Source organism: Streptomyces sp. NBC_00045 (genome assembly GCF_045041095.1).
Taxonomy (GTDB): domain Bacteria; phylum Actinomycetota; class Actinomycetes; order Streptomycetales; family Streptomycetaceae; genus Streptomyces.
This window is the reverse complement of sequence record NZ_CP108271.1, coordinates 7,144,780-7,164,715: the sequence shown is the minus strand read 5'-3', so window position 1 is coordinate 7,164,715 and position 19,936 is coordinate 7,144,780. Positions and strand designations below refer to the sequence as shown.

Below are 19,936 nucleotides of genomic sequence, written 5' to 3'. Positions count from 1 at the left end.
GCGGTGCTGTGGCCCGCCGTGCCCGTGTGGACGTCGCCACTATCTCGCCGTCGTCAACCCGGCGCTGCTGTCCGTCCTTCCGCGGCCGGACGGATCGCTCTGACTACCTGTTGCAGGCTCGTCAGCCAGATGGCGGCGTCGACGGCGTAGTACAGCAGCGGGTCGGGTGCCCGGCCTTCCGAGGCGGCGCACACGTCGGCAATGACGGTGTGGTCCGTCGGCACGTTCGCCTCCGGGGGCTCGATGAGCGCGGAGGGTTGCTTCCCCGAGCGCAGATCGTACGTCAGCGACAGCGCGGTCAGCCGAAGATGGTGCGCGGCGTCGCGCAGGTGGGTGGCGCTGTGCGGCCAGGCCGCCAGCGCGCCCGGCGGGCAGTGGTCGACCAGGGTCTGCCCCATGACGATGGTCCGGTTCCCTGCGAGCATGATCGCCTGGAAGTCGGTTTCGGCGGGGTGTTCCGCGTCGGGGGCACCGCGCTCTGTGGCGTACTGCGCGTAGCTCGCCTCCGCGATCGTCTGGGCGAGGCGGGCTCGGACCAGCGCGTCGCCGACCGTCCCGTTCCCAGTGATGGTGTCGATGATCTCGGTGACGGCGCGGGTGCCCCGGTCCAGCAGCCGGGTGCAGGCCCGTCGCAGCTCCCCGCCGCCGCCTTGCGGCCAGGCCAGCAACCCGATCAGGGCGCCGGTGACGCCGCCGATGACCATGTCCGTGAACCGGACCGCGGCCACCCCCGGCCGGGCGGGATCGAGCTGGGCGAAGGCAGCGACCGCGGCGATCGTGGAGAACGTCTGAACCCAGCCGGCGCCGAGCACGGGCCTCGCCGAGAACGCCAGGAAGTACGCAGCCGGCATCACGACCGCGTACACCGCCACGTGGTCCGTCACGGAGAACACCATCACAGCCGTCACGGCGGCCCCCGCGAGCGTGCCGCCGAACGCCGGCCACAGCGCCGTACGGGTGCCCGCGGCGCTGCTCCGCATCACGGTGACAGTGGCCAGCAGCGCCCAGATGCCGTGGGACAGATCGAGCACGCCCACGATCAGACGGCCGGCCGCCAGGGCCAGCGCGATCCGGACGGCGTTCTGGAAGTACACCGACCGGGGCGTGAGATGGGCCAGCAGGCGGCGCGCGTACAGCGAGGGCGCGGGCCGCCCTGCGTACCAGAACGGGCCCGGCCGATCCGCAGGCGACGTCGTGTCCGCGGGCACGGGCGCGCCAAGCACGATCCGCACCGCCGTGACCAGGAGAGCCCCGGTGTTCGCGATGTCCAGGGCGATCGCGCCGCCGCGCACCACGGCCTCGCCGCTCGCACCCAGCACCGGCAAGTGGATGCGGCGGGCCTCGAAGTCGGCCGCGGCGGACGTGTACGGGGCGTCGGAAGGCGCCGGACCCCGGCCGGACAGCCCGAGGGCGACGCCGTGGCATGCGGTGGCCGACGCGTGCAGCAGCCGCGACGCCGCGGGGTCGCGGGCACCGGGCGTGTCGCGGGCGTCCTGCGTCAACTGCCGGGTCTGGGCCAGCAGATGCCGCATGTAGGCGGCGCCCTGGCACAGCGCCCGGTCCCGCGCCGACGCCGACGTCGGGCGCTCGTCGGCCGGCACCCGGCTCATCCGCAGCTCTTGCGACGCAGCCATCAGCCGCTCCGGGCTGTCGACCGGTGGCCGCGGCTCCGCCGCGAGCGCCCGCAGCGCCCCGGCCGCCAGCGCCGCGGCGCGCGCCAGCCGGTCCGCGTAATGCCCCGGCGCGGGATCCGGCAGCAGCCACACCTCCGCCGCCGCCATCATCACCATCCCGGCCGCCAGCCCGGCCAGGCGCGCCCCCAGCGTCTCGGGGGCGTACGGCGGAAAGCACGCCAGCATGTAAAACGCCTGAAGGCCGCCTGCCAGCCCACCCAGCCGGGGCCCGCCCACCCCCGCGAACGTCACCAGGAAGCCCACCCCGAACATCCCGAGGGCCGCCGTCCACGCATGCGCCCCGAGCACGGTGCCCAGGGTGACCAGCGCGGCCGCGACGGGCATCGCCGCCAGCAGCGTACGGGCGCGCTCACGCGGCGCACCCGGGACGAAGGACATCCCGCCCGAGGCGATCGCGCCGAACAGCGCGTAGACCGCCACCACACGGTCCCCCAGGCCGTAGCGCGCCGCGTAGAACCCCGCACACGCCACCAGCGTCACCCGCGCGGACCGACGCACCGCCCGCAGGCCCGGATCACGGGCCCGCAGCCACTCCAGCCCACCGCCAAAAGGCACCCGCAGACTCCTCGTTCATTCGGCACAGCGCACACGTGATCCCACTGTTCACGGTAGGCCGGGCGGGTGCGCCCGGCCTACCGGGCACCCCGGGCCGTTCGAGTGAGGGGGACCAGTTCCAGGTACCCCTCGCACCCAGGTCCTCGTGCGCCTCCGGCAGCAACAAGACGCGGCCCGGCGCACGCAGGCCCGGACAACTTTCCGAGGGCGAGCTCCAGCGCGCCGCACTGGCCAGAGCCCTGCTCGCCCACCCACGCCTACTGATCTGCGACGAGATCACATCCGGCCTCGGCACGATCACCTGGCGCGGCCTTCTCGACAGGCTTGCCGGGCTGCTGCGCGACCGTCCCGATCCTGCCCTGATCCTGATCACCCACGATCCAGACACGGCCTCGCTGGCCGACTCGATCGCCGTCTTGGATTCCGGCCGGACAGTTGAGCAGGGCGGCGCACGCCAGGTGCTGACATCTCCACGGCGCCCTTGGACAGCGGGCCGTTTTCAGCACGGGCCGTTTCCGGCGTGCTTCGAAGCAGCCATGGAGGCAATCCAGTCATCCCGGCCTCCCTCGACGGTCCCGCGCGTCCGCCACCCCGACCCTGTCGGACAAGCCCGCCACAGCCACAACAGCGTTGGAGGATGGGCCTCTACGGCTCCTTCTCCTACCCTCCGTCCTGCCAGCGTCCCGAATTCGCCGTCCTGCCCCTCGCACAGACCCCTGCTGGGGCTCGCGTCGACGGTGGACCGACTCACCCTCGCAGGTCAGCGAAGCGCCAACTACCGCCCGTAGAACCGTGAATCCAGAGCTCTGATGAGGCGTTTCTACAGGTCAGATGGGGCGAGCCGGGTCGGCGTTGCCTCGTCTTTGTCAGTCTGTTCCTGTCCTTGTGTCCTGACCGCGTCCCGAATGCTTCCCAGTTGGATGAACCGGAAAGACCGGGCCGACAGCCGCCCCGGGCAGTACGTAGCCGTCGAGCAGCAGGGCCGAGGGACGTACTCGAATGCCTCCCGCCGGACCTCCAGCTACGTGACGTCTTCGCCCCGCGCCTCTAGGGCCTCGATCGCCCGCTCGCGCTACTACAGACCTGGGGCCGATCACCGTACTCTCCGTCGGGCTCCTCGCCGGCGGGGCGGACGCGCGCACCGAGGCGCTGCGAGAAGGGCGCCCGCTGGACCGACGCCTGCTCGCCCGTCGGTCACCGCGTTGCAGTTGCGGCTCGCCCCACCCCCGCACACCGTGGGGGGATGGGTGATCGTGCCGCGGCCGAGGACGGGCTGGCCGGCTGGTGGACGGAGCTGCCCCCTGGAGCAGGAACAGCGGTGATGGCGACCGGGATCGTCTCCATCGGGCTGCACCTGGTCGGGCAGGAGGCGTTCTCATGGACTCTGCTCGTCCTCGCGGCTGCTTCGTGGCTCGCACTCGCTGTCGACTTCGCGCGGCGGCTGCTGCGCGACTGGGACCGGTGGGAAGGCGAGGCGGACACGCCGCCCGCGCTGAACGCCGTGGCCGCAACGACCCTCCTTGGGACCTGGTTCGCACTACAGGGATGGTCAGGTATCGCCATCGCCGCGCTGGTCGTCGCGGTACTGATCTGGCCGGTGCTGCTGACGGCGGTGGTGCGGCACTGGCAGCGGCGTTCGCCGGGGACGGTGTTCCTGGTGTGTGTCGCGACGCAGGGCCTGGCCGTGCTGGGCGGAACGCTGGCCCTCTCACTGCCCTCCGGGTGGCTCGCCTGGCCGACTCTCGGCTGCTTCGCGCTCGGGCTGGCGCTCTACCCGGTCGCCTTCGTCCGCTTCGACCTCGGCCAGATGCGGTCCGGCGCGGGCGAACAGTGGGTGGCGGGCGGGACGCTGGCGATCTCCGCGCTCGCCGGGACGAAGTTGCTGGCCGTGCCCGCCTGGCGCAACACCGCTCTGCACGACGCGCTGCGTCCGCTCACACTGGTCACGCTCGCGCTGTCCCTGTGCTGGTACGCCGCCCTCGTGTTCACCGAGGCGCGCTGGCCGCGTCCGCGCTACGACATGCGGCGCTGGGCGACGGTCTTCCCGATGGGCATGACGGCCGTCGCCACCCTGTCCGTCGCCGACGCCGCGGCCATCGGCTGGCTGCGGACGCCGGGCCAGGTACTGCTCTGGGTCGCCGTCGCCGCCTGGGTACTCACACTCGTCGGGCTGGTCCGGCACTTGGCCGCGTACTCCCGGTGACCAGCACGTAAACGTCTCGCCGGCTCAGCTTCACTCCGCATTCGTTTTCGATCCCAAACCGGTGCTCCAGGACTCGGGCAAGGGCGCTTGACTGGATGATTGAGATTCCGCCGACCTTCTCTGTTTGCACGTCCGTGATCGGACAACACCGCCGCACGCGCGTGCTGGATCGGGTGATGTTGCGGTGGTCTGGGCATGAAGGCAGGGCCTCTTGGCAGCTCGGGGGTGCGACCCCATCCGAGCAGTTCCAGGAGACCCTGTTGCCACAGCTTCGCGTGTCCGAGCTCGCCGCGTCCATCCCGGCTGCCCCATCGTGTGGCTGCATCGCGCACTCGTACGACAAAGCGGCTGATCACGGCGGCCGGGTGCGGCGCTATCCATCGGACATGACGGACGCAAAGTGGGCGGTCGTCCGTCCTCTGCTGCCATTGCCGGCCTGGCTGGAGGGCCGGGGCGGACAGCCTGAGGGCTGCTGCCACCACATCACGCTCGACGCAGTTCGCCACCTCCTTGGCAACGGCATCAAGTGGCGGGCGGTCCCCGCGGACTTCCCCGCCTGGGACCGCGTCAATGCCATCTTCCGCCGCTGGCGCCGCCAGGGCCTGATCGCCGAGTTCCACCACCGGCTCCGAGCCCGGGTGCCGGAAACGGAAGGACGTGAGGCGGAGCCGACGGCCGCCGTCATCGACTCGCAGTCCTTGCGGGCCGCCGACACCGTCGGCGCCGGATCACGCGGCTGGGACCAGGGAAAGAAGGTCGGCGGCCGCAAGCGCCACCTGACAGTGGACTGCGCCGGCCTGCTCCTGGTCGAGCAGCCAGGCTCACGCAGCAGTCGCAGGCACCGCTGACCCAACGGCTGGGGCGAACACCCCGGGCGTCTCCTCCACCGCCCACCCCCGCACCACCAGCCGCTTGGCCATCGACCGCACACACTCGATCTTCGCGGGCACCGCCTCCCGCCCCAGGGCAACGGTCAGATCCCTGGCCCGCACCCCGCCCGCGGCTGTCCCCGCTTCCAGCAGACCAAGCACCGACACCATCGGCCACCCCGCACACCCAACGAGAAACAGGACAGCCCATCCCTGCCTCGACTGAACGACACCCACTCCCACCAGCGGAAACCCAGCCGCCAAGTTCGGATCGACAACGGGTTCTGAGATGCGAGGCAGCGCAGCCGAAGCAAGGATTGAGATGTGAGGGCGACGGCGCCTCATGTCCGGGGCGCTTGGCGGGCGGCCCTCGGACCGACCCGCGGCAGGAAGGATCTCACTATGACTGCGACGACAGGTGCAACCCAGCCGGCTCACCCCGAGCGCCCGGGCAGGTCGGACGGGGTCTGCGGCGAGTTCACCGTCTTTACCAAGATCAAGCCGGGCCATGCGGATGCTCTGCGTAAGGATCTCGCCGCGATGGCCGACTCGGCGGCTGACACGGCGAACCGTGGGGCGCTGCGCGAGATCGGCACTCTGCATGACGCACGCCATGTGATCTTCGACAACGGCACCCAGCACATGTTTGCAAGTGTCTTCGACGGCTCCTGGGACACGTACATCGACGACTTCGGCAAGACGGTAATCGGGGCGAACTTCGACAGGGTCTTCTCGCACGCCGAAGGGTTTCCTGGCATCAGCGATCCGGGGGTGAAGGACTGGTTCGTCGCCCACCAGGCGCCCGCGGGGAGCTTCGTCAGTTCCTATCCCGATCTGACCGTTCAGCAGATCTGGAAGGACCAGCGCGTGAACGAGGCGTTCCAGGAGGTGCTGGACACCCCCGAGTTCCGGGCGGCGCTGGACAACCCGGCCAATGCGGAGTTGCTGGCCACGCCTGCCTTCCAGAAGCTGCTGGACGAAGCCGCGGGCTAGAACCAGGACACAACCAACCATCAGAGCCGACCCCACATCTGTGGACCGCGTCGGCAGGCGCGGGCCGGCACTGCGGGGCTGCCCGGGCACAGGCCGATGTGGAGGCACAAGCAAAGCATGAATGCGACGTCAAGCAGCAGTGTGGCCAGCGTGCACATCGAGATCGACGACATCCAAAGCGGGGCATTGCGTCCACGGCCGGTGCCGTACGACGGGAAGTTCATCTTTCTGCGCGTCGATGACCGCCACGCCGGGCGCGCCCTGCTGCGGCGGCTGCTCCCGGTGACGGCGGCTGGTCTGCCTAGTGCGGACCGGAGCCAGGAGGCCTGGGTGGCGGTGGCGTTCACCTACCAGGGACTGAAGGCCCTGGGGGTGCCCCAGGAGTCGCTGGACAGCTTTCCGCAGGCGTTTCGTGAGGGCATGGCCGCCCGGGCGGAGCTGATCGGTGATGTGGGCGCGAGTGCCCCGGCCCACTGGGAGGCACCGTTCGGAACCGGCGACGTTCACATCGCGTTGAGCGCCCTGGCCTCCGATGCGGCGCAGTTGGACAAGGAGCTGGAGCGGGCCCGCGTCGCCTTCCAGGACGCGCCCGGTGTCCAGGTGATCTGGCAGCAGGAGGTCCACCAGCTCCCGACCGGGCGTACCACCTTCGGCTTCCGTGACGGCATCAGCCATCCGAACATCGAGGGCGTCGGCCTGCCCGGCTCCAACCCGCAGGAAGTCCCCATCAAGGCGGGCGAGTTCATTCTCGGCTACCCCGACGAAACCGGCAACGTGCCGCCCATGCCCAGCCCTGATGTGCTGGGGCGCAACGGGACCTACGCGGCCGTGCGCAAGGTCCACACCAACGTGGCGGCCTGGCGCCGGTACCTGCGCGCGAACTCCTCCAGCGCCGAGGAGGAGGCGCTCCTGGCGGCGAAGATGGTCGGGCGCTGGCCCAGCGGGGCGCCGCTGGCGCTGGCGCCGGAGCACGATGATCCGGAGCTGGCGGCCGATCCGCACCGCGTCAACGACTTCCTGTACCGGGAGAACGACGACCGAGGGTTCCGGTGTCCCGCCGGTGCGCACATCCGGCGCACCAACCCCCGCGATTCCACCATCATCGGCGACGCGCGGATGCACCGCCTCATCCGCCGCGGCACCACCTACGGCCCGCCGCTGCCCGAGGACGTGCTGGAAGACGACGGCGCCGAGCGGGGCCTGGTCGGAGTCTTCCTCGGAGCCCATCTGGAACGGCAGTTCGAGTTCATCAAGGCCGAATGGGTCAACGACGGCAACTTCATCGGCTACCCCGGTGAGAAGGACCCGGTGGCCGGGCATCACGGCGGAACCGGCAGCGTCACCATCCCCGAGAAGCCGGTCCGGCGCCGCCTGCAGAATCTGCCCAGCTTCGTGGTCACCCGCGGCGGCGAGTACTGCTTCCTGCCCGGCCTGCGCGCCCTGCGCTGGCTCGCGGAGCTCGAGGGCTGAACGCAGTTCCCGCGCTCTGAGGCCACCACGGTCTTCGCGAAAAGAGGTCGACATCATGGCAGCACGGTTCGTCCCCTACACGCCGGACGTCGAAGACGACGACCCGAACTTCGACAAGAACCTGCAGACGGTGATCAAAAAGACCGAGAGCTACATCGCCGAGTCAGTCACGGCCGGTGGCACCGGCCGGGCCTTTCGAGACGCCCACGCCAAGGGCTACGGGCTGGTCCGAGGAGAAGTGGAGATCCTGGACGGGCTGCCCCCCGAGTACGCCCAAGGAATCTACGCGACTCCGGGAACCCACGACGCGCTCATCCGCTTCTCCAACGGCTCACCCCACGCCGGAGCCGACGCACGACTGGGCAACGGCACCGGACTGGCACTGAAGATCTTCGACATCCCCGGCCCGACCCTGCTGGAAGACGAACCGGACACAGGCACATTCGACTACGCCAACATCAACGCACCGATCTTCTTCTGCAACACAGTCGAGCACTACCTCTTCATCCAGGAACTGTTCCTGAACTCGTCGGCCTACTTCTCCCAGGGCCGACCCGGCGCACATCGTTTCTATGCCGAATTCTTGACCGGAAAGGGAACCCTCAACCAGGACAACTGGGCATGGGACGAGCTCCTGGCCTTCGTGCACCTGTCAAAGAACCCTCCGGTCAATCTACTGCTGTCGAGCTACTGGACCATGGGCGCGGTCCGCCACGGGGACTACATCGCCAAGGTGCGCATCACCCCCGACCCGCACTTCGCCGCCGCGGTGGTCCGGCGCGCCATCGACAAGGCCTCGGCACCGGAGGTCTTCCGGCCGGCCCTGGTGGCCGAGCTGCAGGAGCGGCCCTACGCCTTCGACATCCAGGTCCAGCTCTGCACCGACCTGGAGCGGATGCCGGTGGAGGACACCACCGTGGAGTGGCCCGAGCAGCTGTCGCCGTGCGTCACGGTGGCCAAGCTGCGGTTGCCACAACAGGACATCTCCGGTCAGGACAACCGGGAGAAGATGGACGCGTTGTCCTTCACACCCTGGCGGGTCACCGCCGAGCACGCGCCCCTGGGCAACATCATGCGGGCCCGCAAAGAGGTCTACCGGCACTCCTCCATCGCGCGCCACAAGCTCAACCAGCAGCCGCGCACAGAGCCCCGAAGCGCCGACGAGGTACTTGGTGCCTGACCCGGCCCACCACCGCGACTACGCCGAGGGCGAGTAGTACAACGCTCACAACAAGCAGCGACTGAGCACGATCGCCTGGAAGTCGGTTTCGGCGGGGTGTTCCGCGTCGGGGGCACCGCGCTCGGTGGCGTACTGCGCGTAGCTCGCCTCCGCGATCGTCTGGGCGCGGCGGGCCCGGACCAGCTCGTCGCCGGCCGTCCCGTTCCCAGTGATGGTGTCGATGATCTCGGTGACGGCGCGGGTGCCCCGGTCCAGCAGCCGGGTGCAGCACATCGCTGCTGCGCAGCCTCGAGACACGGACGGTGGCAGCCCAGTTCCGGCGCATCGCGCAGGGCGGCCCCCGGCTCACGGAGTACCGCTTCGACTACCTGGGCCCCGCCGGGCACGGCAGCTCGGACGGCAGTACCACGAAACCCTGGCACCTCTCCTTTTCAGTCGAGCCGCATGCACAGCCCCCCACTAACATTCACGTGCTGATCGGTCGGAACGGGGTCGGAAAGACCACGGTGCTCGGCGACATCACCAGGGCCGTCGTACATCCGGAAGAGGACAGCGATGCCGTCGGGCGTCTCATCTGGGGCGAGGATGGACCCGGCTCCTTCGTTAACGTGGTCTGCGTGACCTTCAGCGCCTTCGACCCGGCTCAGGAGCAGTTCGAGTCGGAACAGGGTGCTGCTGAACAGGGTGAGCTGGAAGGCTGGGACGGTGCGCTGGACGTTGCCGACGGCCAACCACCTCCCGCGGCCGAGGACAACGTTGCGGGTGTCTCCTACAGGTATGTGGGCCTTGCCAAGGTGGATGAGCTGGGGCGCCCGACTCGGGAGCGCAAGACGCGCCTTGACCTAAGCAAGGAGTTCGCCAAGAGCGTGGAGGAGGTTGTCGCCGCCGGCCGAGTCCACAGTTGGATCAAGGCGCTAGAGGCGTTGGGTAGCGACCCGTACTTCTTCGAATCTCCGGTCCGCTCCTTCGCGCAGGCTCTGCTGGACCGAGGCGTGTTCGGCCGTACGAGCGACCGTGACACTGCCTTGGAGATCTTTTCCAGTCTCAGCTCGGGGCATGCGATTGTCCTGCTGACGATGACGCGTCTGGTGGAAACCGTCGCCGAGCGGTCGCTGGTGCTCCTCGACGAGCCTGAAAGACATCTGCATCCCCCGCTTCTGCCTCCTTCGTCAGGGCCCTGTCCGACCTGCTCACCGACCGCAATGCGGTCGCAGTCCTGGGCACCCACTCGCCGGTGGTCCTGCAGGAGGTCCCGCGCTCCTGTGTCTGGAAGGTCAGCCGCCAGGGCACCATGCAGCCGGAGCGGCCATCGATCGAGACCTACGGCGAGAACGTCGGGGTTCTCACCCACGAGATATTCGGCCTCGAAGTCCGACGGTCCGGGTTTCACGCCGAGATCGAGAAGGCAGTCCGGGAACTGGGCACGTACGAGCAGGTCCTGGCCCGATTCGGCGGACAGCTCGGCGGGGAGGCGAAGGGCCTCGCACGGATTCTGCTCGCCTACCAAACGTCGCAGGGGCGCCGCTGATGTGTCCGCTGGAGCCGCCTAGGGTCACCGCCCGTCAAAGTTACGAGGCGTGTGTGGCCGGCACCAGGAACGCGTCCCGCCAGGCGCGACTTCTGGCCGCCACTGACAGCATCGAGGAAGCGGGCGAGCAATTCCGGTGCGCGGCCCAGCAAGGCTCCCTGCACACCCTGGAGTGCGTGGCCTTCGCTCTACCGAATATCTCAGCGGCCGAAGCCGTGGCGTGGATCTACGAGAACGGCATGCTCGGTACCAAGAACGGTCGAGTCATCTACGAGCAGCTGAGAACAGCCCCGCAACATGATCGTTGCCCCTTGTGCGGACACGGGGTCGTCAGAACCCTTGACCACGTCCTGCCAAAGAAGTCGTTCCCCGCGTTGTGCGTCGATCCCTTGAATCTGGTGCCCGCCTGCGCCGACTGCAACCACGCCAAGGGCGACGCCCTCCCGACGAGTCTTGAGACGACTCCCCTGCACCCCTACCTCGACCGCATCGACGATGACCACTGGCTCGACGCGAGGATCGTGGACGACAGCCCTCTTTGGCTCGAATTCTTCGTCAGCCCCTCGCCATCCTGGGATCAAGTCCTCGCTGATCGAGTTCAGTACCACTTCGGACTTTTTGGACTGTCCAGTCTCTTCGCCATCCAAGCGAACCGCACCCTGAGCGGCATCCTCAGCCTGCTCACCACTCTGCGTCACACTGGTGGGGCCCAGGAAGTGCGCAACTACTTGGCGGACGAGGCCGCCACACGCCTCGCTGACCGCCCCAACGGCTGGGAAGGAGTCACTTACCGGACTCTGGCGAGCAGCGACAATTTCTGCAACGGCGGCGTCATACCCTGACTCCGGAGATTCAGCACACACTGCCGGTGATTGCGCAGCAAGCGCGCACGGTCCGGGCCTCGATCGCCTAGGCGATCAGCACATCATTCCTCGCCGAGCAGCAGCTACGTCTGGTCTGCCCGGGGGCGCAACCTCCAGCACCCGCACAGTCTCCCGCCAGTGGCTGGCGGGCAGGACCGGAGCAGCGAGGCTGTTGTCACTTGTCCACAAGGTCCACCACATGCCACCGCGCCCACTCCGGCGACAGATCGAACGCCTTGGCCAGCTCCGCCGACAAGGCCGTCGGAGCCGACGAGGGAAGGGCGGCATCCGCCGTCCTTTGCGGGCAAGGCAATCTGGCGCAAACCTAGGGCCGATCTAACTACTCGTCAGTAAAGTCAGCAAAAGGTCAGCATTCGTCCAACCAGAGCTGATTACAGCCTGCAACACCTGAGACTCGATCGCGCACCCCGAAGGCCGTCGGACAATGTCCGACGACCCCCCTTCGGCAACAAGAAGCGGAAAGGGTGCCGCGCGCGCTGCGCCCGGCCGGGGGCGGCATGAAATGGCAGGTCAACGCACTCTTCCCCTGGGCTTCAGGTGAGTTGGCGGCAGTTCGGGGGACGGAATCGGAGGGCCGTCGTAGCCCTTCACCTCACCGAATCGCGTCCCGTTCATCCAGTCTTCGCGAGCCTGCGCGATATCATCGTGTGACCGTCCGATCCAGTTCCAGAACATCACGATCTCCTCCTCGAACGGCTCGCCGCCCAGGAGCATCAGGCCCGCGTCCGCCGTCGCGCGCAGGGGGAGTTCCGTGCGGCCGCAGCCGAGGTAGAGCATCGAGCCCGGGAGGACCGGGACGCCGTCCACGTGGGCTTCCCCCGACATCGAGAGCACCGCGTACTCGAAGTCCGGGTCGAGCGGGAGCCTGGTCTCGGTGCCCGCCGCGAGGGCGAGGTCGGCGCCGACGATGGGGCTGTACGCCGTGCCCGGCGAGGTGGCCGTGTCCAGGGTGCCCAGGATGACCGTCGCGGTCAGGCCCGGCGCCGTCACCTGCGGGAGCTGCGCGTGGTGCTGGAAGTGCGGATCCACGTTGCGGTGGACCTCGGGGAGGGCCACCCACAGCTGGGCCCCGTGCAGGACGCGGCCGTGCGAGCGGGGGCTCTCCTCGGAGTGGCTGATGCCGCGGCCGGAGGTCATCAGGCCGAGCTCGCGCGGGCGGATCGTCTCAAGGCTGCCGACGCTGTCCCGGTGGAGCACCTCGCCGTCGTGGAGCCAGCTCACGGTCTGGAGCCCGGTGTGGGGGTGCGGGGCGACCTGCATGCCGGGCTCGCCGGCGATGTCGTCCGGGCCGTAGTGGTCGACGAAGCACCAAGCGCCCACCATGCGGCGGCCCAGGTTCGGCAGGAGTCGGCGGACCTCGGTGGACTCCCCGAGCTTGACCGTGCGCGGGCTGAGGAGCTCGCGGACGGGTTCGGCCACGACGAATCCGCGGCCGCCGCAAGCGGAGAGAGCGGGCTGGCGATCGAGATTGCTCATACCGCACAACTTAGTACCCCCACCAGCGCCCTGTTCGGTGGAATGTCCGGCTGCCGTCTCGTGTTGGAGGGGGCGGACACACCACCCGAACGGCGGAAGGGACGCGATGGACACGGCGACGGCGTACTTCGAGCACGGAACGGCAGCCGAGCGCTGGGAGCGGGCCCGGCTCTTCTTCGACGCGAAGGAGTACGCGACGGCCGCCCGCGTCCTGCACGCGCTGGCCGCCGAGGCCCCCGAGCAGCTGGCGCCCCGGCTGCTGCTGGCCCGCGCCTACTACCACTCCGCCCAGCTCTCCCGCGCCGACCAGGAGCTCCGCGCCATCCTGGAGCGCTGGCCGGTGGAGGACTACGCGCAGCTGATGCTCGGCCGGACGCTGGAGCGCCTGGGCCGTGCCGACGAGGCGGCCCGGTACCTGCGGCTCGCCGCCGCCATGGCCGGAGACTTCCCCGAGTAGGTGGAGAAAAGGCTGCGCCGTGCCGGGCCGGGCTGCCGTCTCGGTTAGCCTGGGGGCACGATGAACCGTCTGACCACGCCTTTCGGCTCCTACGAGCTCACCCGCTTCCCCGAAGACCCGCGCGACCAGCTCCGCGCCTGGGACGCCGCCGACGAGTACCTGCTGCGCCACCTCGACTCCGGTACGGGGGAACGCGGCCCGGTGGACCTGGCCGGCGCCGGGCAGATCACCATCCTCGGGGACCGCTGGGGGGCGCTGACGACGGCTCTGGCCGCGTACCGCCCGACGCAGATCACCGACTCCTACCTGGCCCGGTCCGGTACCGCCGCGAACCTGGACCGCGCCGGGATCGGCACCGCCAAGTCCACGGTGCGGCTGCTGACCACCCAGGACCCGCCGCCCGAGCGGATCGACGTGCTCCTGGTCCGGGTGCCGAAGAGCCTGGCGCTGCTGGAGGACCAGCTGTACCGGCTGGCTCCGCACGTGCACGCGGGCACGGTCGTCGTGGGCACCGGCATGGTCAAGGAGATCCACACCTCCACACTGAAGCTCTTCGAGCGGATCCTCGGCCCGACCAAGACCTCGCTCGCCGAGAAGAAGGCCCGGCTGATCTTCTGCACGCCCAGTGCCGCTGCGGCGCGCACGGTCGACCCGTGGCCGGTCACCTACACCCTGGACGAGGACGCGGGCTCGGGCGCCGGCCTGACCGCCGTCAACCACGCCGGAATCTTCTGCGCGGACCGGCTCGACGTCGGCACCCGCTTCTTCCTCCAGAGCATCCCGACCAACACCAACGGCGCCCGGGTCGTGGACCTGGGCTGCGGCAACGGCGTCGTCGGCACGGCCGTCGCGGTCGCCGACCCGCGCGCGGAGATCGTCTTCACCGACGAGTCGTACCAGGCGGTCGCCTCCGCCAAGGCCACGTTCCGCGCCAACGTCCACCGCGAGCGCGAGCGGGCCGATTTCCTCGTCGGCGACGGCGTGGCCATGCTGGACCCGAGCTCGGTCGACCTGGTCCTGTGCAACCCGCCGTTCCACTCCCACCAGGCGACGACGGACGCGACGGCGCTGCGCATGTTCGCGCAGTCGCGCAAGGTGCTGCGTCCGGGCGGCGAGCTGTGGGTGGTCGCCAACCGCCACATGGGCTACCACACCCACCTGCGCCGCCTCTTCGGCAACAGTGAAGTCACGGCGAGCGAACCGAAGTTCGTGGTGTTGCGGGCCGTCAAGCGGGACGAGCGGTCGCGCCCCATGTGACCTGCCGGTACACCCGCCGGTAGGTCCCCCGCCAGGTCCTACACTCGGCCGCGTGAGCAGCCTGGTGCGAGAAGACGGTACGGACGGCAGGACCGGTGCGACGGACGGCACGCGCTACCGTCGCGAGGACCTGGCCCGCGCGGCCGGCGTCAAGGTGCGCAACCTGCGCTACTACCAGGAGCGCGGGCTGCTCCCGCCACCGCGCCGCGAGGGCCGGATCGCCTGGTACTCCGCGGACCACTTGACCCGGCTGCGGCTGATCAGCGATCTGCTGGGGCGCGGGTACAGCGTCAACGGGATCGCCGAGCTGCTGCACGCTTGGGAGGCCGGCGGCGGCCTGTCCCAACTGCTGGGCCTGGAGCGGGCGATGACCCGCGACTGGGTCCAGGAGGAGCCGGTCACCATGACCCTGGCCGAGCTGCGCGAGCTGTTCGGCCCGGCGGCGACGGCCGAGGACACCCGGCGGGCCGCGGAGCTGGGGTACGTAAGGATCGAGGGCGACCGGGTCACGCACCGGAGCCGGCGGCTGCTGGAGGCGACGCTCACCCTCGTGCGCCAGGGCGTACCGCTGGCGGAGATCCTCGATGCGGGGGATTTCGTGCAGGTTCAAGCGGCCGCGCTCGCCGACCGGTTCGTCGGACTGTTCCGGCGGCATGTGATCGGCCCGGACGGGCTGGAGCAGCTTTCGGCCAGCCAGCTGGATCACATCTCGGATGCGGCGGCGGCGCTGCGTCCGGTGGCGGGCGAGGTCGTGGCCGCGGAGTTCGCCCGGGCGATGGGCCGGCGGGTGGAGGCGGAGGTCGCCGAACTACTGCGCACGGAGCAGTGACCGACGGGTAGGAGTCGGCCGAAAAGGCACGGTCGAACAACCTTGCCAACCCCCATTGGCACTCTTACATTCAACTCGTCGGTAACAACGGTGCACAGCCGAAATAAGGGACGATCTCATGGCAGATTCCCCCAACTTATCGGATTCCTCCGCCCCGCCCGGCAGAGACGACGAGGGAGGCGGCCGCGTCCGCTGGCGCCGCTTCGCCGTCCTGACCGTACCCGCCGTCGCCATCACCGCGGGCCTCGGCATCGCCCTCGCACAAGGCGTGCTCGCCGCCTCCTTCGCCGTGTCGGGCCAGCAGTTCAAGGTGTCGGCGACCAGCCTGGAAGGCGAGGGCTTCGCCCAGTACGGCAGCGTCGACGTCAACGCCCGCGAGGAGCTCATCCCCGTGGCGGTCACCGCCATCAAGGAGGCCAAGCTCCACAGCCTCTGCCAGTCGGTGGTCACCACGCTCCCCATCGTCGGCGACATCTCACTGAACCTCACGGCCGGCGACAAGAGCCCCGTCGAGGCCAGCAACCTGTTCGTCGACGCCACCCAGCTGTCCGGCAACGCCGTCTTCACCAACATAGAGATCGGCCGCGACGCCTCCACCCTCGACAAGGGCCCGACGGAAGCCGTGGGCATGCAGGACCTGTTCGCCCAACAGGCGGACACCGTCAGCATCTCCGATCTCCACCAGACGGCGTGGGCGACGAATGCGGGCACCTTCAAGCTGTCCGGGCTGAGCATGAACATCAGCAAGGGCAAGAAGGAATGCTTCTGAGCCGCTGGCGGCGGTGGCGGCGGGGCAGGCCGTTCTGGGGAGGGCTCTTCGCGGTCCTCGCCGGGGCCGAGATCTGCGCCCTGCCGCTCGCACCGCTGAAGGTGATGCTCCAGCAGGGCATCGCGGGCATCCCGTCCGTCCTGATGGGCATCGTCATGATCGTGCTCGGCCTCACCGCGTGGTTCTCGCCGGCGCAGCGCAGCCTCGCCGGGGTCCTCACCACGCTCATCGCGACCGCCGCACTGGTCCTGTCGAACCTCGGCGGGTTCCTGATCGGCACCCTGCTCGGGATCCTCGGCGGCGGGCTGATGTTCGCCTGGCAGCCGCACGCCGCCGCACGCCCCTCTGCTGCGCCGCAGTCCCCCGCGCCCCCCGCGCCGTAGCAGCCCGCACCGCCACGGTCCCCCGAACCACCGCAGTCCCCCACACCCACCGGCTCCAGCCCGCACCCCGATCCCCAAGGAGCGCCACCATGAGCCGCACGCGTACCGCATTCGCCCTCGGCCTCGCCGCCGCCGGAGCGCTGTCGGTGGCCTCGGTCACCGCCACCGCCGCACCCTTACCGCTGGCCGGGTCGACCACCGTCACCCCGGCCGGGCACTCGTTCAAGGCCACCCTCAGCGGCAAGGCCACCCTCAAGGCCGGTTCGGTGACGGTGACTTGTACGGTCTCCGTCTCCACCGGCACGGTCCCGGCCGCCCCCGGGAACCAGAACGCCTCCGGGCCCGTCTCCTCGCCGATCTCCCCGCCGACGTACAGCTCCTGCACGTCCAGCGTCTGGGGAGTGACCCCGACCGTCACCACCAGCGGCTCCTGGTCGGTCTCGATGCAGGACGGCTCCCCGATCACCGCCACCATGACCGTCCCGGTCGGCGGGCTCGTCGTGCAGACGTCCGGCCTGGCCACCTGTACGGTCACCGCCGCCCCGACCGCCCCGGCGAACGTCCCCGGGACCTGGGCGAACGGCGCCCCGCCGAGCCTGACCTTCACCAACGCCTCCGTGCCGGTCACGGTCACCGGCGGGTTCGGCTGTCCGACCAGCGCGACCTCGTCCGTCTTCAACGCCGTGTACAAGGTCACCGACACGACCGACCCGGCGCAGCAGATCACCGTCGGCCCCTGACGGGCGCCGGCGACCCGCGTACGAAGAAGCCCGCCGGCCCCGGAGCGCTCCGGGGCCGGCGGGTCTTTCGCCGGTACGGGTCTGGGCGGTGCGCCGGAAACTCCACCACCTGCTGGTACGCGGGCCGGATACACCGCCGACGCCGGGGCGGCGGCGGCCTGCTTCAGCGAGACGCTCAGGGCGTCGCAGAGCGGAGCGCCGAGGCCCTGCTTGAACTCGGCCTCGATCAACAGCGGCCACCAGGCGTCCGCTCAGCAAGACGAACGGCCGTCACCTCTTCACCTGCGGCCCGTGGTTGACCGCGACCGCGGCCGCCGAAAACCCTTTGCCGCAAATACGGGAGTCCGACAGGCTCGCTGTCATGTCACAGAACGACCTCCCGCCCCACGCCGCCCGACCGAATGCGCGGCGCGGCGTCGCCGACCTCTTCTCCGGCGGGCGGCTCACCGCGATCCCGCGCAAGGCCGGCCGCCGCGAGCAGCTCCTCGCCCACCTCGCCGAGACCCTCTTCGCACCCGACAGGGCCTACACGGAGCCCGAGGTGAACGACGCGCTGCGCACCGTTCACGAGGACTGCTCGGCGCTGCGGCGGTACCTCATCACCGCGGGGCTGCTGATCCGCACCCGGGACGGCAGCAGCTACCGGCGGGCCACGACTACCCCCGGTACGCCTCCAGCAGCCTGAGCCAGACCTCGCTGATCGTCGGGAACGCCGGGACCGCGTGCCACAACCGCCCGATCGGGACCTCCCCCGCCACCGCGACCGTGGCCGCGTGCAGGAGCTCGGCCGCGCCCGGCCCGACGAAGGTGACCCCGAGGAGCACCTCCCGGTCCAGGTCGACGACCATCCTGGCCCGGCCGCGGTACCCGTCGGCGTACAGGCCGGCGCCCGAGACCTTGCCCAGGTCGTAGTCGACGGCACGTACCCGGTGACCGGCCCGTTCGGCCTCGGCGAGGGTGAGGCCGACCGCCGCGGCCTCCGGGTCGGTGAACACCGCCTGCGGCAGGGCCTGCGTATCGGCGGTCGCCGCGTGCGCGCCCCAGCGGGCGGTGTCCAGTGCGGGGCTGCCCGCCGCGCGGGCGGCGATGGCCGCGCCCGCGATCCGGGCCTGGTACTTGCCCTGGTGGGTCAACAGCGCGCGGTGGTTCACATCGCCGACGGCGTACAGCCAGTCGTGGTCCAGGACCCGGCAGGTGTCGTCGACCGCGATCCAGTCGCCGGGGGTCAGCCCGACGGTCTCCAGCCCGATGTCCTGCGTGTGCGGAGAGCGGCCGGTCGCCACCAGCAGCTCGTCGCCCTCCAGGACCTCGCCGCCCTCCAGTACGACCCGTACGGGCCCGGTCGAACCGTCACGGACGACCGCCTCGACGGAGACTTCCGTACGGACGACCGCGCCGGCCTCGCGCAGCGCCTCGGCGACCAGCTCCCCGGCGAAGTCCTCCATCCGAGGCAGCATCCGTGCACCCCTCACGAGGACCGTGACCTGCGAGCCGAGGGCCTGCCAGGCCGTGGCCATCTCGGCGGCCACCACCGAGCCGCCCACGATCAGCAGCCGCCCCGGCACCTCCCGGGCCGAGGTGGCCTCGCGGCTGGTCCACGGCCGCGCCCCGGCGATCCCGGGCACGTCCGGGACCACGGCCCGGGTACCGGTGGCCACGACCACCGCGTGCCGGGCGGCGAGCACGTGGTGCTCGCCCTCGGGGCTGGTGACGGCGACCTTGCGGTAGCCGTACAGACGGCCGTGGCCGCGGTAGACGTGGGCACCGATGGAGTCCAACCAGTCGACCTGGCCGTCGTCCTTCCAACTGCCGGTCCAGTAGTCGCGGTGCGCGAACACGGCCTGCGCGTCGAGCGGCCCGCCGACCGAGCCCGCGAGGCCCGGCACCCGGCGGGCATCGGCCCTGGCCAGCGCCGGGCGTAGCAGCGCCTTGCTCGGGACGCAGGCCCAGTACGAGCACTCCCCGCCGATGAGTTCGGCCTCCACCAGGGCGGTGCTCAGCCCGGCGGCGCGGGTCCGGTCCACGACATTCTCGCCGGCCGGACCCCCGCCGAGCACCACTACGTCGTACTCCACCGCTTCCGACACCGTCACCGTCCGTGGTCCCAGGGGCTCATGTCCCCGTCACCTTACGTGTGGACCACGAACGACGCGCCGCAGGCGCGAGGCGCGGGCGGGGAAGAACGGGCGCAGGTGCGAAGGGGCGGTGTTCAGGCCTCCGGCGTGCCGGCGGAGTCCCCCGCGCCCGGCCGGCCCTCCTGCTGCGACGCGGCGATCTTCGCGCGCACCTCGTCCATGTCCAGCGCCCGCGCCTGCCCGATGAGGTCCGTCAGCGCGGCCTCCGGCAGCGCGCCGGGCTGCGCGAAGATCGCCACCTGATCGCGGACGATCATCAGCGTCGGGATCGAGGTGATCTGGAAAGCGCCGGCCAGCTCCTGCTGGGCCTCCGTGTCCACCTTGGCGAAGACCAGATCCGGGTGGGCCTGCGAGGCCTTCTCGTAGACCGGGGCGAACTGGAGGCAGGGCCGGCACCATCCCGCCCAGAAATCGATCAGCACGAACGGGTTCTCGCTGACCGTCCGGTCGAAGTTCTCCTTGGTGAGCTCGACAGTAGCCACGGTGTCCAGACCTCCTGATTGCCTTGTATGCA

At 70.2% G+C, this 19,936-nt stretch carries 20 protein-coding genes and 2 pseudogenes; 16 read left to right on the top strand and 6 right to left on the bottom strand.

The window, feature by feature from the left end:
• Window positions 1-53 precede the first annotated feature (53 nt).
• Window positions 54-2,249, bottom strand: a complete 2,196-nt coding sequence (locus tag OHA65_RS33145) for an FUSC family protein (protein WP_405763068.1) — start codon at window positions 2,247-2,249, stop codon at window positions 54-56.
• 182 nt (window positions 2,250-2,431) lie between these two features.
• On the opposite strand from OHA65_RS33145, the pseudogene OHA65_RS33140 reads away from it, so the two are divergent.
• From OHA65_RS33140 to OHA65_RS33115, 6 genes and pseudogenes are all read left to right on the top strand, one after another.
• Window positions 2,432-2,737, top strand: a pseudogene (locus tag OHA65_RS33140) (ATP-binding cassette domain-containing protein); the annotation flags it as partial.
• Window positions 2,738-3,492: 755 nt separating this feature from the next.
• Entirely contained in the window at window positions 3,493-4,452 is a 960-nt protein-coding gene (locus OHA65_RS33135; RefSeq protein WP_405763067.1) for a tellurite resistance/C4-dicarboxylate transporter family protein, read from the top strand.
• Between the two features lie 386 nt (window positions 4,453-4,838).
• Window positions 4,839-5,300, top strand: coding sequence for a transposase (locus OHA65_RS33130; RefSeq protein WP_405763065.1), 462 nt, complete (start codon window positions 4,839-4,841; stop codon window positions 5,298-5,300).
• A gap of 423 nt (window positions 5,301-5,723) precedes the next feature.
• Window positions 5,724-6,314: a hypothetical protein gene (locus OHA65_RS33125; RefSeq protein ID WP_327279813.1), complete on the top strand. Its 591-nt coding sequence runs from the start codon at window positions 5,724-5,726 to the stop codon at window positions 6,312-6,314.
• 117 nt (window positions 6,315-6,431) lie between these two features.
• A complete protein-coding gene (locus tag OHA65_RS33120) occupies window positions 6,432-7,784 on the top strand; it encodes a Dyp-type peroxidase (protein ID WP_405763063.1) in 1,353 nt (450 codons plus the stop codon).
• Window positions 7,785-7,839: 55 nt separating this feature from the next.
• Window positions 7,840-8,964 (top strand): catalase family protein, encoded by a 1,125-nt coding sequence (locus tag OHA65_RS33115; protein WP_327279811.1) that lies wholly within the window; start codon window positions 7,840-7,842, stop codon window positions 8,962-8,964.
• 45 nt (window positions 8,965-9,009) lie between these two features.
• On the opposite strand, the gene OHA65_RS33110 is transcribed toward OHA65_RS33115, so the two are convergent.
• Window positions 9,010-9,237 carry a hypothetical protein gene (locus tag OHA65_RS33110; RefSeq protein WP_328764470.1) on the bottom strand — a complete coding sequence of 76 codons (228 nt, stop codon included), beginning with the start codon at window positions 9,235-9,237 and terminating at the stop codon, window positions 9,010-9,012.
• A 158-nt stretch (window positions 9,238-9,395) separates the two neighbouring features.
• Window positions 9,396-9,695 (bottom strand): hypothetical protein, encoded by a 300-nt coding sequence (locus tag OHA65_RS33105; protein ID WP_327279809.1) that lies wholly within the window; start codon window positions 9,693-9,695, stop codon window positions 9,396-9,398.
• Here OHA65_RS33105 and OHA65_RS33100 point away from each other — a divergent pair.
• The 3 genes and pseudogenes from OHA65_RS33100 to OHA65_RS33090 form a co-directional block, all read left to right on the top strand.
• Window positions 9,582-10,064, top strand: a pseudogene (locus OHA65_RS33100) (hypothetical protein); the annotation flags it as partial. The gene OHA65_RS33105 and the pseudogene OHA65_RS33100 sit on opposite strands and share 114 nt — an antisense overlap.
• 134 nt (window positions 10,065-10,198) lie before the next feature.
• Complete coding sequence (locus tag OHA65_RS33095; protein ID WP_327279808.1) at window positions 10,199-10,492, top strand: hypothetical protein; 294 nt, start codon at window positions 10,199-10,201, stop codon at window positions 10,490-10,492.
• A gap of 53 nt (window positions 10,493-10,545) precedes the next feature.
• On the top strand, window positions 10,546-11,334 hold the full coding sequence (locus OHA65_RS33090; RefSeq protein ID WP_328764469.1) for a hypothetical protein: 789 nt from the start codon (window positions 10,546-10,548) through the stop codon (window positions 11,332-11,334).
• Between the two features lie 552 nt (window positions 11,335-11,886).
• Here the strand turns inward: OHA65_RS33090 and OHA65_RS33085 are convergent.
• Window positions 11,887-12,852 (bottom strand): pirin family protein, encoded by a 966-nt coding sequence (locus OHA65_RS33085; protein ID WP_327279806.1) that lies wholly within the window; start codon window positions 12,850-12,852, stop codon window positions 11,887-11,889.
• A gap of 106 nt (window positions 12,853-12,958) precedes the next feature.
• Here OHA65_RS33085 and OHA65_RS33080 point away from each other — a divergent pair, with 106 nt between their 5' ends.
• The 7 genes from OHA65_RS33080 (at window position 12,959) to OHA65_RS33050 (ending at window position 17,972) form a co-directional block, all read left to right on the top strand.
• On the top strand, window positions 12,959-13,309 hold the full coding sequence (locus OHA65_RS33080) for a tetratricopeptide repeat protein (protein WP_327279805.1): 351 nt from the start codon (window positions 12,959-12,961) through the stop codon (window positions 13,307-13,309).
• Between the two features lie 69 nt (window positions 13,310-13,378).
• The gene (locus OHA65_RS33075; protein WP_371646746.1) at window positions 13,379-14,566 is read left to right on the top strand and encodes a methyltransferase; all 1,188 of its coding nucleotides are present in this window, start codon (window positions 13,379-13,381) and stop codon (window positions 14,564-14,566) included.
• 52 nt (window positions 14,567-14,618) lie between these two features.
• Window positions 14,619-15,395: a MerR family transcriptional regulator gene (locus OHA65_RS33070; protein ID WP_328764466.1), complete on the top strand. Its 777-nt coding sequence runs from the start codon at window positions 14,619-14,621 to the stop codon at window positions 15,393-15,395.
• A 118-nt stretch (window positions 15,396-15,513) separates the two neighbouring features.
• Window positions 15,514-16,164: a DUF6230 family protein gene (locus tag OHA65_RS33065; RefSeq protein WP_371645619.1), complete on the top strand. Its 651-nt coding sequence runs from the start codon at window positions 15,514-15,516 to the stop codon at window positions 16,162-16,164.
• The gene (locus OHA65_RS33060) at window positions 16,155-16,547 is read left to right on the top strand and encodes a DUF6114 domain-containing protein (protein WP_327279802.1); all 393 of its coding nucleotides are present in this window, start codon (window positions 16,155-16,157) and stop codon (window positions 16,545-16,547) included. Before OHA65_RS33065 ends, OHA65_RS33060 begins: the two co-directional genes overlap by 10 nt.
• Window positions 16,548-16,636: 89 nt before the next feature.
• Window positions 16,637-17,287, top strand: a complete 651-nt coding sequence (locus OHA65_RS33055) for a hypothetical protein (RefSeq protein WP_327279801.1) — start codon at window positions 16,637-16,639, stop codon at window positions 17,285-17,287.
• A gap of 361 nt (window positions 17,288-17,648) precedes the next feature.
• Window positions 17,649-17,972 carry a DUF2087 domain-containing protein gene (locus tag OHA65_RS33050; RefSeq protein ID WP_327279800.1) on the top strand — a complete coding sequence of 108 codons (324 nt, stop codon included), beginning with the start codon at window positions 17,649-17,651 and terminating at the stop codon, window positions 17,970-17,972.
• On the opposite strand, the gene OHA65_RS33045 is transcribed toward OHA65_RS33050, so the two are convergent.
• Both OHA65_RS33045 and OHA65_RS33040 read right to left on the bottom strand, forming a co-directional pair.
• Window positions 17,944-19,362, bottom strand: coding sequence for an NAD(P)/FAD-dependent oxidoreductase (locus OHA65_RS33045; RefSeq protein ID WP_327279799.1), 1,419 nt, complete (start codon window positions 19,360-19,362; stop codon window positions 17,944-17,946). The two genes, OHA65_RS33050 and OHA65_RS33045, sit on opposite strands and share 29 nt — an antisense overlap.
• Window positions 19,363-19,496: 134 nt before the next feature.
• Complete coding sequence (locus OHA65_RS33040) at window positions 19,497-19,904, bottom strand: thioredoxin family protein (protein WP_327279798.1); 408 nt, start codon at window positions 19,902-19,904, stop codon at window positions 19,497-19,499.
• Window positions 19,905-19,936: the final 32 nt, after the last annotated feature.

Coding starts and splice junctions, on each gene's coding strand:
- OHA65_RS33135 (WP_405763067.1), top strand. CDS start 3,493: ATGGGTGATCGTGCCGCGGCCGAGGACGGGCTGGCCGGCTGGTGGACG.
- OHA65_RS33130 (WP_405763065.1), top strand. CDS start 4,839: ATGACGGACGCAAAGTGGGCGGTCGTCCGTCCTCTGCTGCCATTGCCG.
- OHA65_RS33125 (WP_327279813.1), top strand. CDS start 5,724: ATGACTGCGACGACAGGTGCAACCCAGCCGGCTCACCCCGAGCGCCCG.
- OHA65_RS33120 (WP_405763063.1), top strand. CDS start 6,432: ATGAATGCGACGTCAAGCAGCAGTGTGGCCAGCGTGCACATCGAGATC.
- OHA65_RS33115 (WP_327279811.1), top strand. CDS start 7,840: ATGGCAGCACGGTTCGTCCCCTACACGCCGGACGTCGAAGACGACGAC.
- OHA65_RS33110 (WP_328764470.1), bottom strand. CDS start 9,237: ATGTGCTGCACCCGGCTGCTGGACCGGGGCACCCGCGCCGTCACCGAG.
- OHA65_RS33085 (WP_327279806.1), bottom strand. CDS start 12,852: ATGAGCAATCTCGATCGCCAGCCCGCTCTCTCCGCTTGCGGCGGCCGC.
- OHA65_RS33080 (WP_327279805.1), top strand. CDS start 12,959: ATGGACACGGCGACGGCGTACTTCGAGCACGGAACGGCAGCCGAGCGC.
- OHA65_RS33065 (WP_371645619.1), top strand. CDS start 15,514: ATGGCAGATTCCCCCAACTTATCGGATTCCTCCGCCCCGCCCGGCAGA.
- OHA65_RS33060 (WP_327279802.1), top strand. CDS start 16,155: ATGCTTCTGAGCCGCTGGCGGCGGTGGCGGCGGGGCAGGCCGTTCTGG.
- OHA65_RS33055 (WP_327279801.1), top strand. CDS start 16,637: ATGAGCCGCACGCGTACCGCATTCGCCCTCGGCCTCGCCGCCGCCGGA.
- OHA65_RS33050 (WP_327279800.1), top strand. CDS start 17,649: ATGTCACAGAACGACCTCCCGCCCCACGCCGCCCGACCGAATGCGCGG.